Source organism: Lysinibacillus sp. NPDC097195, from assembly GCF_044762075.1.
Taxonomy (GTDB): Bacteria; Bacillota; Bacilli; order Bacillales_A; family Planococcaceae; genus Lysinibacillus.
In genome coordinates this window covers 134,408-146,812 of record NZ_JBIWDP010000004.1, presented here as the reverse complement: position 1 = coordinate 146,812, position 12,405 = coordinate 134,408, and the positions used below count along the sequence as shown (strand labels likewise).

The 12,405-nt window shown below is 37.8% G+C and carries 8 protein-coding genes; 3 read left to right on the top strand and 5 right to left on the bottom strand.

The genetic code is table 11. The features are described from left to right. Positions 1–145: 145 nt before the first annotated feature. The 4 genes from ACIQXI_RS17805 to ACIQXI_RS17790 form a co-directional block, all read right to left on the bottom strand. The gene (locus ACIQXI_RS17805; protein WP_402927437.1) at positions 146–1,462 is read right to left on the bottom strand and encodes a DUF4179 domain-containing protein; all 1,317 of its coding nucleotides are present in this window, start codon (positions 1,460–1,462) and stop codon (positions 146–148) included. Continuing rightward, positions 1,459–1,965 carry a sigma-70 family RNA polymerase sigma factor gene (locus ACIQXI_RS17800; RefSeq protein WP_402927435.1) on the bottom strand — a complete coding sequence of 169 codons (507 nt, stop codon included), beginning with the start codon at positions 1,963–1,965 and terminating at the stop codon, positions 1,459–1,461. Before ACIQXI_RS17800 ends, ACIQXI_RS17805 begins: the two co-directional genes overlap by 4 nt. Before the next feature lie 189 nt (positions 1,966–2,154). Beyond that, positions 2,155–4,155, bottom strand: a complete 2,001-nt coding sequence (locus ACIQXI_RS17795) for a catalase (protein WP_402927433.1) — start codon at positions 4,153–4,155, stop codon at positions 2,155–2,157. A gap of 442 nt (positions 4,156–4,597) precedes the next feature. After that, the gene (locus tag ACIQXI_RS17790) at positions 4,598–6,601 is read right to left on the bottom strand and encodes a YhgE/Pip family protein (RefSeq protein WP_402927432.1); all 2,004 of its coding nucleotides are present in this window, start codon (positions 6,599–6,601) and stop codon (positions 4,598–4,600) included. 121 nt (positions 6,602–6,722) lie between these two features. Here ACIQXI_RS17790 and ACIQXI_RS17785 point away from each other — a divergent pair, with 121 nt between their 5' ends. Beyond that, on the top strand, positions 6,723–7,616 hold the full coding sequence (locus ACIQXI_RS17785) for a LysR family transcriptional regulator (RefSeq protein WP_402927431.1): 894 nt from the start codon (positions 6,723–6,725) through the stop codon (positions 7,614–7,616). A 33-nt stretch (positions 7,617–7,649) separates the two neighbouring features. Here ACIQXI_RS17785 and ACIQXI_RS17780 read toward each other — a convergent pair whose 3' ends face one another. Beyond that, positions 7,650–8,525, bottom strand: a complete 876-nt coding sequence (locus tag ACIQXI_RS17780) for a LysR family transcriptional regulator (protein WP_402927430.1) — start codon at positions 8,523–8,525, stop codon at positions 7,650–7,652. A gap of 319 nt (positions 8,526–8,844) precedes the next feature. Between ACIQXI_RS17780 and ACIQXI_RS17775 the strand changes: the two genes are divergently transcribed. Both ACIQXI_RS17775 and ACIQXI_RS17770 read left to right on the top strand, forming a co-directional pair. After that, positions 8,845–10,269 carry a YfcC family protein gene (locus ACIQXI_RS17775; protein WP_402927429.1) on the top strand — a complete coding sequence of 475 codons (1,425 nt, stop codon included), beginning with the start codon at positions 8,845–8,847 and terminating at the stop codon, positions 10,267–10,269. Positions 10,270–10,384: 115 nt separating this feature from the next. Then, positions 10,385–11,797 carry a M20 family metallopeptidase gene (locus ACIQXI_RS17770; RefSeq protein ID WP_402927428.1) on the top strand — a complete coding sequence of 471 codons (1,413 nt, stop codon included), beginning with the start codon at positions 10,385–10,387 and terminating at the stop codon, positions 11,795–11,797. The last annotated feature ends 608 nt before the right edge of the window (positions 11,798–12,405 follow it).

Genomic DNA, 12,405 nt, shown 5'->3' with positions numbered 1-12,405 from the left:
AAAGTGTTAGATTGACTGTAATCAATCTAACACTTTGTTGATGTCTGCTACGACAGTGCGTTCTGAGCAGGAGTCGCCCAACAGCTCCAATGTACCTCTATTTAAGATGTTAAGGTCATATCAAAGTCTTTTTCTATAGCACTTACTATTGAAGTTTTACTTGGAGTCGACCAACACCGTTTAAATATTGCTCGTAGCGCGCTATCACAAGTTTTACAGGGTTTACAGGGAGTTTTCCGGCATTTTCTATATCAAAATGCTGACCAATAAACATATAGTTTTCTTCCTCGGAAATCCACTCGCTATTCGACTGGTAAATATCATTATTTGCATCGATTAAATGATTAAATACACTTTTAAATTCATTTTTTTGATAGGTTAATACTTTATATTCAATATCAAAGTTATCTTTTATTTCAAGCTCGATGTTAATATTCATAGGCTGCGTAATAACCTTTTTCTTTTCAAAATCAATTTCGATAAATTGATCTGCTTTATCGATAGCTTCGATTTCTCGGAATTCAATTGTAATACTCTCTGGTATTCGGAAATAATTGCTCTCAAGCAGGATACTGAATTGAGTATCTTCATAATTACCAAATCCAGAATAGCCGTTTCGAATTTTGCCCCATTCCTCTTGATGCTCATCATAAATGCGAATGTCTTCAAAGCTTAATATTTTTTTAGAATTCGATGAATCTAACGACATTTTCAATTCCGTTCTAAGCGGAGAAATAATCAGCTCATGAATAGTAAAGCTCTGCCTATCGACAGTTACATGCTTATTAATAGGATATTTTTTCGACGCTTTAATAGTATTTTTTAATGTAAAGGACATGTGGAAGGCCGTTTCTGGCTGATCTCTAGGTGATAATATTATTTCAAAATCTAGCGATGAATAATCCATACCTTGGCTTGCAGCCACTTCAATCGTATTTTCTACTTCAAACGTTCCTTCTGGCTGTGCTGGCCAACTACTGCCATAAGAAGCTTCGATTGGTTCACCATGCTGTTTAATTTCTGTACTTATACCGGTGAAGTTTGCCAAGTCTTCGTCTGATTGAAGTTTATAGGAAATAATCATGCCGGACTCATCTGCTACCACACTTGTAATCGTCAGTGTTTTGCCATTAATTGTTTGGCTCACGTTAATAGGCTCGTAATATTCGTTATGGATAATATCTTTCATGCCTTTATCATAGGTAATCATTTCGACAAGTGGCTTTAATATTGGAATTTGCGCCATTGTATAGGCAAAAGCAGGTGATATTCTGATGGAGCTAATAAGGGCAATCATCATAATTGCAGCAGTAATCGTAATTTGTAGCAGTCGTTTCTGACGAGCCCTTTTTTTTAATTGCTTGTAAGCCATGAATTGTTTAGTTGATTGCAATGTTTCTATAGGCACAGATTCAAGTAATTCTATATATCTTTGTTGTTGTTCATCATTCATCTGACTCATGAAATGCCCCCCTCTCCTAGTAAGTGACGAAGCTTTTTTAATGTTTTATGTAATCTTGATTTGACCGTGCCCTCAGGTATTTTTTGTATTGTTGCAATGTCGCTATTTTTTAAATCTTTAAAGTACTTTAAATGGATAAGTTCCTGTTGCTCAACGGGCAGCTTTGTAATCACATCATTTAGTTCAAATAGTTCTGCCATCTGCTGAGGCTGCTCCTCAAGATTTTCTGTTACAACAATGCGCTTTTGCTGTCGTTTCATCATTAAACAAGTATTAATAACAATACGTACAAGCCACGTTTTAAAATACTGAGGCGTTTGCACTTTATGAATGTTTTTTAAGCATTGATAAGTCATTTCTTGTAGTGCATCATTGGCATCATGTTCATTTTGCATGTAACTATAGGCAACGCGATACATAGAATCTTTATATATTTCTAGAAGAGTTAGTTGTGCCGCTTTACTGCCCTTAATGGCTAGTTCTGCAAGCTCGATTTCGTCCATCACCATGCCTCCTTTAATGATTAGATGCACCAACTAAATAGTTCGTTCATTTTATTTTATAAAAAATTTACCAACGTAGTATGTTAAATATTTTTTTACAGCTAATGTTTTTGTGCACAAAAAATCCCCTTTAATTAAGTAATTAAAGGGGACATACAGCAAGTTTAAATTTGCTTGTCTTTGTTCATTTTATCGATCCCAGAATCGGCCATCAGCTATGCCTTGAATAAATGATTCAATCGTATCGGTTTTTAAATTATAGACGCCTGATCCATCAGGGTTTATTCTGCTTGAATCCAATGCATGTGCATCGCTAATGTTAAAGGCTATAGGCTTACAATGTTTATAGGCCGTTTCCATGAACTCAAACACAGGTGTCTGAATAAGCGATTCACTACTAATAACTAATAGAGCATCAAAAAGGCTGGCATCCGTTGTATCGTAAGTATCGGTTACTTTAAGGTTGTCATTGAATTGATTAACCTTTTTGTCGACAATACTATAATTTAGTCGATGTTTCGCTAAAGCTTGAATCCATTTCGTTAAAAGCGGTAAATCCGGTTTGCCATTTAATAAAATGGCTACATTTTTTGTGTCTGGTTTAAAGATTGTATTAGCCATGCTAAGTGCTGGTGATTTTTTATTTGAATGTACTTCAAGATTTTCCTTAGGCAATTGCGCGCCAATATTGCCTGCTACTTCTTGAGCCAATTCATGATCTATATGATTTATCAGGTCGATTGCCTTCGCTTTCACTGCACTTGATTTACATTTACCTAGTTCGAAACTAAAGGCTTTTTTAATATGCTGTTTCTCAAAAGGAGCCATGCTGTTATAAAATAGCTTAGCTTGCGAATAAAAATCTAGGAAGCTTTCGCTACGGTTGCGAATCTTGCGCCCATCTATTTTTTCTTGATAATGCTCATAGCCACCTTCTTCTACTGGAACAGGGGCTGGTTGATTGTCATTTAAGCCGTTGCGATGATAACTTGTTTGTCCTCGATAGATTGCCATTTGATGCATTCCGTCTCGTTGATTATTGTGATATGGGCAGACAGGCTGATTAATAGGGATTTGATGAAAATTAGGCCCACCTAATCGCGATAATTGTGTGTCGGTGTAAGAAAATAATCGCCCTTGTAAAAGCGGATCATTTGAAAAATCGATTCCAGGTACAACATGACCTGGGTGAAAAGCAACCTGCTCTGTTTCAGAAAAGAAGTTATCGACATTGCGGTTCAATGTCATTTTACCAACGATTTTGACAGGAACCTCTTCTTCAGGCCATAGTTTAGTAGGGTCTAATATATCAAAGTCAAATGCATGCTCATCTTCTTCTGCAATTAACTGTAAACCTAATTCCCATTCAGGATAATCGCCTTTTTCAATTGCTTCATATAAATCTTGACGATGGAAATCTGGGTTTTTCCCTGCGATTTTTTGGGCTTCGTCCCAAACCAATGAATGTACACCTAAAGTAGGCTTCCAATGGAATTTCACAAAATGGGCTTGTCCTTTAGCGTTGATAAGACGGAAAGTATGAACACCGAAGCCTTCCATCATTCGTAAGCTACGTGGAATGGCGCGATCACTCATATGCCACATAACCATATGGGCCGTTTCAGGGTTCTGACCAATAAAATCCCAAAATGTGTCATGAGCACTTGCACCTTGTGGAATTTCATTGTGGGGTTCCGGTTTGACTGCATGGACAAAATCAGGGAACTTAATGGCATCTTGAATAAAGAAAATAGGCATATTATTGCCGACTAAATCATAATTGCCTTCGTCTGTATAAAATTTAGTGGAAAATCCTCGTACGTCCCTAACTGTATCATTCGACCCTCTGGAACCTTGTACTGTCGAGAAGCGAACAAATACAGGTGTTATTTTGGATGGGTTTGTAAGGAAATCTGCCTTCGTATACGCTTCTAACGATTCATAAACTTGAAATACACCATGTGCGCCAACACCACGTGCATGCACAATTCGTTCAGGAATACGCTCGTGGTCGAAGTGCGTCATTTTCTCACGGAAATGAAAGTCCTCCATTAGAGTAGGGCCTCTTAACCCTGCTTTCAAGGAAAATTCATCTTCTGCCATCTTTAAGCCTTGATTCGTTGTTAAGCCATGTTTTCCTTGGTTATCGATGATAAACTGCTGTAATTGTTCAGATTTTTTATTTTCCATGTGAATCCTCCTCCATAGACTATTATTTTGTACATTCCCTTTTTAAAGGAATAAAAACATAGCTGTTGTTGGGAAGAGGTTGAACATGAAAGTGTTCATATTATCCATGTGGTCTAGCGCAACCTCTACATTGGTTTTGATAAATTTCTGCTAAGAAAAAGTGGTAAATATTATTTATTATTCTTTTGCAATGAATAATAAATAAGAAGGGAAAACTAGTTGATGGTAGCGGAGGCGGTGACTCCTGCGGGAACGCACGCAGCGTAAGACGCAACAAACCTGCGCGTTAGCGAGGGTTGCGGCTTACGTGCGTGCCCGCGGAAAGCACCGCCGTAGCGGACATCAACGACATAGCAAAAAAGTGTTAGATTGATTGCAGTCAATCTAACACTTTTTCTCTTTTGTTTATGGCACCTATTATTTACCATCGCTAATTAGCGTTTTATTTTGCTATTTCTACAGCAGGTCGTTCTTTATGTTGAAGGTGACTTGAAATCCAACCGATGACCACTGCGAGTAAAAGATATATGAGTAAAATCGCGCCTTGTGTGACTAAGTTTGACCAGCCACCGAGGGTAATAACTTCTTGGAAACTTTGGAGTGAGTGCGCCATCGGCAACACTTGACCAATTTTAGCTAGTACAGGGTTGGCAAGCACACCAGGGAATGTGCCGCCACACGTTGCTAATTGTAATACTAATAACGTCACGGCTAAAAACTTTCCGACATTTCCTAAAACAATAATAAGCATGAGAATAAGCGTCATGAATGTAAATGATACGATAATACTGGAAAGGAAAAAGAGAGGTACACTAGCTACTTCTAACTTAAATCCTAACAGTATCACGAGGTCTACAATAACGGATTGAATGAAACCGACTACGTAAACTAATCCTAATTTATTGATAAAGTGAACGGTACCAGTTACTTTTAGCAGTTCTCTGCGACCCAATGGCAGAATATTAGACGCCATTATGCCCCCTACAAATAAAGCAAGCGATAAGAAATAAGGTGCAATCCCAACACCATAGTTCGGCACATCCGATAAATCAGATTCTACTAATTCAATTGGTTGAGCAAACATCGACGTCGTTGCATCATCAGATTGAAGATTTGCGGTTTGTGATGCCGCACTATTAAGCTTCGATGCTAGCTCATTTGATCCCCCAACTAAAGAGGACAAGCCTTGTTGCAGTTTTGGGAAACCGCCTGACACTTCATTAATGCCGCTAGATAAATCCGTAATACCTGTATTAAGAGTGGTAAAGCCTGTCGACCATTTGGCAAATCCACTGGCAAATGCAACTGCTCCTTGTTGTAGCTGTTGTGCACCAGCAGTAGCTTCAGTCATTTTTGTGCCGAACGTATCCATATTAGTTTGGAGGGTAGTTTGACCACTAGCAATTTTATTAGCAGCAGCGCCTACTTGCTGTTGTCCAGCTGTTAAAGTAGTTTCTGTTGCAGATAATGTTTCTGCTAAAGCAAGAATTTGTTGAAATGCTGGATCTTGTTTTATTTCTGGATTAGCTTTGCTATATTGGGCTAATTGCTCGTTCAAATTATTTGCCGTAGTAGCTGCTTGTTGTTGTCCTTGGACTAGCTCTGTATTTTTAGAGGACCAGGCTGTCATACTTTGGCCCATCTGCTCTATTCCTGATTGAAGGGAATGTTGCGCGCCAGTTAGTTGCTGTAGTCCGCCAGAAAGGGCGTCAGAACCGGCAATAAGTCCTTGAGCGCCATGCGATAAGCTGTCTTGTCCTGATGATAGATTTGTACTTCCTGTTTTAAGCTTTTGAGCACCTTCATCTAATCTTTCTATGCCATCTGCTAGCTTATCGCTACCACTTTGTATTTCAATTGCTCCTTTAGAAAGCTTTTCAGCGCCAATTCCTGCAGTAGCAAAACCTGTAGAAGCATCTTGAAATTTAGTGAGTACAGATTGTGAGTAAAACTTCGTGATACTCGCGTTAATTTTTGTTTTCATTTTTTCCACGGCTGTTGTCGTAATTTGTGATGCGACAAAGTTTTTCCCTGGATTGATTTCGTATGATAATTTAGCTGTTTTTGGGGTTTCTTCCATTAAAGTAGTGACGTTTTGAGAAAAATTCTTTGGAATGGTAATAACCATATAATAGTCGCCTGCTTTTAGCCCCTTATCAGCCGTTTTAGCAGAGACAAAGTGGAAGTTTAATTCTTTGCCATCCTTCAGTTCGTCAATAAAGTCATCCCCGACATGTAATGGTTCGTTATCGATAGTAGCTCCTTCGTCGAGATTAACGACAGCTACTGGGAGTTTGTCTAATTGTCCGTATGGATCCCAATAGCCGGCTAAAAAGAAGCCAACATAAATTAAGGGAACAAGGATAAGAAAAATAAAAGCCGTTCGCCCATGTTTATGTTTCCATATGGCTACTAAGTCTTGCAATATTAAGTGAAATCCTTTCATGAAATAATCCTACCTTCCTATTTTTAAAAGATTATTTCATAATAATCTATTGTATTAATGTTGTATAATACATAAATCGTTATTACATAATAGATTTAAAGCTATGGAATAGGGGGTCAATATGGAACTTTTGCAGTTAAAATATTTTCAAACGGTTGCTCGACTCGAACATATGACAAAGGCAGCAGAACAACTACAAATTGCACAGCCATCACTAAGTAAAACGATTGCTCGTTTGGAGGAAGATTTAGGCGTAGCGTTATTTGATCGAGAACATCGGAAAATTACTTTGAATGAAGCAGGGAAAATTTTTTTAAATAGAGTGGAACGAGCGTTTGCAGAATTAAATGAGGGACAAAGAGAGCTTACGCAATTTACAGAACAGGATCAAAAGAGTATTACATTGGCAGTGACAATTCCAAGAGTGTTACCTGCATTATTAGGTTCATTTCTATTGAAATATCCAGATGCACGATTTCAACAGTTTCTAAAGTCAGTATCTTCTATGAAAAAATTATTAATGGAAGGGGAGTTGGATTATTGTATATCATCCGTTCCTATTGAGGGTGAGGGCATTAAATGGGAGCCGCTTATTACGGAAGAAATATTTTTAATCGTACCTCCTAATCATCGTTTAGCAGGCAGGGAGAGTATTCGGTTAGCTGAGGTAAAGGATGAGGCATTTATTAGTATGAATACTGGTTTTGGTTTTCGAAATTTAACCGATCAATTTTGTCGTGAAGCGGGGTTTGTCCAGAATATTGCCTTCGAGGGGGATGAACCTTCTGTTATTTCGGACTTAGTGAGACAAGGATTAGGTGTTGCTTTCGTCTCTGCCTTATCGTGGGCTTCAAAGTCAGAGGAGTCTCCTTATAAATTGCGAATTGATGAACCATCTTGTCAACGAACAATTGGACTTGCATGGTCGGAAAAACGCTATTTCAATCCTATGGCTAAAAAGTTTCGGTTATTTGTTTTAGATTATTTTTTAACAATTGCTTCACTTCATAGATGACCCAGCTAACATGTAGGGTCATCTAAAAATGAACTAGTTATTAGTTAACGGACGATACATTTTACTCATGGAATTATAAAAATCCTGTAAAGTTGGATTACTAAGATTTTTAGTTAAGGCAATGAGTTTCACAGGAATGTTTGAAGTATATGTTTCTAAAACCGTCGCTGTGCCTTCGTCAATTTCTTTTTTTATTCTGCTTGTCCCAATTACGCCGAGATACGGATGATTGAGGACGGCATTTTTTATGCTTTCATCGCTATTACAGTGAATAGTATTTGGGAAATGTATGCCTTTGTTCAATATTTCAAATTTTATAAATGGCGCTCTCAGGTCGACTAAAACTGGATAATTTGCTAAGTAGTTTTCAGTTTGAGAAGTATCATTCGCTACTTTACTGGAAGCAAATAATACTAGGCTTTCATAATCAATGCATTGGTTGGAAATATCAGCGTTTAATGTTCTTCCATTAACAATCGCAAAGTCCATCTCATTTTGAATTACCTTCTTTAAAGCTTCATCGCTACTATCTACAGCATACACCTCTATTAAAATGTCCGGATTCTTTTTTTGAAAGTTTACTATATGTGGTAGAAAAAAACGGTCGCAATGTTCATCTAATGCACAAATACGAATAACTTGTTTTTCTCCTTGAAATTCTTCGATTTTCCTTTGTATTGTAAACATCTCATTTAGAATGTTTTTTGCATGTTCATAAAGAATTTCCCCGGCTTTCGTTAGCTGTCTTTTATTATCTACTTTTTCGAAAAGGGGTAGGCCAATCTCATCTTCTAAATGCTGTAGATGCTTTGTAACAGTCGGTTGTGAATAATTAAGACGCATCGCCGCTTGTATTAGTCTTTTTTCTTCTGCTACGATCTGAAATGTCTGAAGGTGTCTAATTTCCAATTAAATAACAACCTTTCCTGTTAATTTCTAAAGCTACATAGTAAGTAAAACGATTATAAATCGCTGATTTAATTTTTGAAATATAATTATAACGCTAAATATTTAAAATAGTAATATAGAATATTCACTATTAGAATATTAATAACCTGTAATGCATTATAAAATAAAACACATGAAAGCGTTAGCAATATTGGGTATTTTCTAAATTTTTCTAAATTTATTTTTTAGCTGAAAGGATGGTCAAACTCACTCGTTTTAAGAGTTAATTCATAAGAAAAATAGATTGCTTTATTATACTAATCACAAAGGGGTGTTATATTTGAGTACTGCCAAACCAATGAAGATAGAAGAAGGTACTGAAAAGAAGAAGAAAAAAGGCGGGTTAAATGCATATGTCTTAATGTTTTTAATCATTGCCGTGCTTACTGTATTAACCTATATCATACCTGCTGGTCAATATGCTAGATATGAGGAAAATGGTAGAACAATAATTGACCCTACGAAATTTGAATATATTTCAAATACACCTGTAGGCTTGCTCGATATGTTTAATGCATTCCACCAAGGGATGGTGAAAGGTGCGCCAATTATTTTATTCGTTTTACTTATTGGTGGTGCTCTTGGCATAATGCAAGCAACAGGATCGATTGATGCTTTAATTCGCTTTACTGCACAAAAATTTGGGACAAGAAAAAAATTAATCATTCCAGTGATGGTACTACTGTTCTCGTTACTCGGTACGCTGATCGGAGCTGCTGAAGACGCATTAGTCTATATTACAATCGTGGCGCCGATGGCAATCGCCTTAGGGTTTGATGCATTGACGGGTGTGGCAATTGTCTTCCTCGGTATGATAGGTGCAGGATTTACTGCCGGCATTACGAATCCATTTACAATTGGTGTTGCGCAAACAGTTGCTGAGTTACCTATGTACTCAGGTATTGGCTTACGTATTGCCATTTACGTTATATTCTATATTTTATCGGTTGGCTTTATTATGCGTCATGTTAATAAAATCGAAAAAAATCCTGAACTAGCTGAATACGGGAAGTTTAACCCAAATGAAAGAATTACATTTGATGATGATTATAAGTTAAGTAAAAGACATGCACTTTCTTTATTAGTATTTTTAGGATGCTTTATAGCGCTGATTTATGGCGTTATTAGTCTTGGCTGGTATATTAGTGAAATTGTAGGGATTTTCTTATTAGGCGCTATTATTATGGGCCTTATCGGAAGACTTTCTGGTAATGAAATGACGGATGCATTTTTAAAAGGTTGTTCTGAAATGATTTCAGGTGCAATGATTATTGGTATTGCCAATACGATTCTTGTCGTTCTTACTTCAGGTAACTTATTAGATACGATTTTACATGTTACTTCTAATTTACTAAATGGTTTATCGCCAAGCGTTACAGCCGTAGGGATGGCAGTAGTCAATTTCTTTATCCATTTCCTAGTGCCGTCAGGAAGTGGACATGCATCTTTAGTAATGCCTATTATGGCTCCTTTAGCTGATTTAGTTGGCGTAACAAGACAAACAGCTGCATTTGCTACAGTAATGGGTGGCGGTGTTTCAAGTTTAATTATTCCAACGGGTGGTTTATTGTTAGCAGCACTCGGTATGATGGGCATTCCTTATTCAAAATGGGCTAAATGGGTACTTCCATATGTAGGTATTCAAGTTGTTATTGTTATAATCTTTTTAATTATTGCCCAGGCAATTAATTATGGGCCGTTTTAATCATTAAGATAGCGCGGTTGGGGCGTTCATTCTTTTCTATTTTCGCCATTTACTAAGGTAAGATGGCGAATGAATAGAAAGTTTGCAATAAAAATATACTAATGGGGTGAATGAATTGGATTATCGTCAAGCTGTATCAAACATTATTGAAGAAAAACGACAAACATTAATTTCTGTAAGTGATCAAATTTGGGGCTATGCTGAAACAGGCTTTGAAGAGTTCCAATCAGCAGAATTATTATGTAAGACGTTAGAAGAAGAAGGCTTTACTGTAGAAAAAGGTGTTGCAGACATCGATACTGCCTTTATTGGTAGCTTTGGATCAGGAAAGCCAGTAATTGCTGTGCTGGGAGAATTTGATGCTTTAACGGGTTTAAGTCAAGTTGGTGGAGACATTCAATATAATCCTGAAAAATCAAATGGCAACGGACACGGCTGTGGACATAATTTACTTGGGACAGGCGCATTAGCAGCTGCCATCGCTATTCGCTCTTATTTAAAAGAAAATAATCTTGAAGGCACGGTTCGTTATTATGGTTGTCCTGGTGAGGAAATCGGTAGTGGTAAAACCTTTATGGTCAGAGCGGGATTATTTGATGATGTAGACTTTGCGGTATGCTGGCATCCATGGTCTCGAAATGCTGTATGGTCTATGGCATCTCTAGCTTGCTACGAAGTTTCTTATCGATTTAAAGGCAAAAGCTCTCATGCAGCTAGTACGCCTCATCTTGGCAGAAGTGCGTTGGATGCGGTTGAACTAATGAATGTAGGCGTTAACTATTTACGAGAACATATAATTCCTGAAGCAAGAGTTCATTACGCTGTTACAAATACGGGTGGCGTTTCGCCCAATGTTGTACAAGAGAAGGCAGATGTCTTGTATTTTATTCGCGCACCACGTGTATCTCAAGCTGAAGAAATATATCAACGTATTTGTGATGTCGCAAGAGGGGCTGCCCTGATGACTGGAACAGAGGTAGAAATTGACTTTGCTTCAGCTGCGTCTGATATATTGCCGAATAATACATTAGAAAAGGTAATGCATGATAACTTTGTTGAATTAGGCGTGCCACAGTATGATGAAAAAGAACAACAATTTGCGAAAGCCATTCGTGCCACGCTATCTGAGGCCGATAAAAATGAAGATATTAAAGCGAATAAAGAACTTGCAGGGCAAGATTTAGCACATGTCATCGATCCATTTATCCCATCTAACGGTATATTGCCAGGTACAAGTGATGTTGGCGATGTAAGCTGGGTTGTCCCAACGGTTCAGTGCATGGTAGCGTGTGAGCCGGTTGGAACACCTCTGCATACTTGGCAGATTGTTTCTACGGGTAAAACTTCAATTGCCCATAAAGGTATGCTGCATGCTGGTAAAGTAATGGCGGCAACTGCTATTGAAGTGTTGCAAAACCCTGAAGTCCTTGAAAAAGCGAAACAAGAGTTAATTGAACAACGAAATGGTGAGGACTATGTATGTCCAATTCCCCCTGAAGTGAAAAAATATAAACTTCAAACAGTTTAAGAAGTTAGAAAATCCACTGTGCCATATAAAGCACAGTGGATTTTTCTGCTTGAATGTAACGGATAGTATTTTATCGATGGGATTGCATTCTTACAGATGATAATGTTAGTAGATGTTAACGTGACCCTTACTTGTATTGGAGGAGTTCATCATCGATAGTGTGAGCCTTACCTGTGATTGTAGAGGCTCTATAAGCAATTCCCTCTGTTCACAGAAAACGTAGTGATTTTTACGCTATATAGGCTATTTTTATAATAAAAGGAGAGGCTGATGGGATAGCTTCATTTTATAATGCATAGTCTTTGCAAAGAATTATTTCTAAGTAAAAATCCACGAAGACTCCAGCGGGAACAGCACAAAATGTAAGACGCAACAAGCCGCGCGTTAGCGAGGGTTGCGGCTTACGATGTGCCCGCGGAAAGCATAGTGGATTTTTACGCTATAGGCTATTTTATAATGAAAGGAGAGGCTGATGAGATAGCCTCGTTTTATAATGCATAGTCTTTGCAAAGAATTATTTCTAAGTAAAAATCCACGAAGACTCCAGCGGGAACAGCACAAAATGTAAGACGCAACAAGCCGCGCGTTAGCGAGGGTTGCGGCTTACA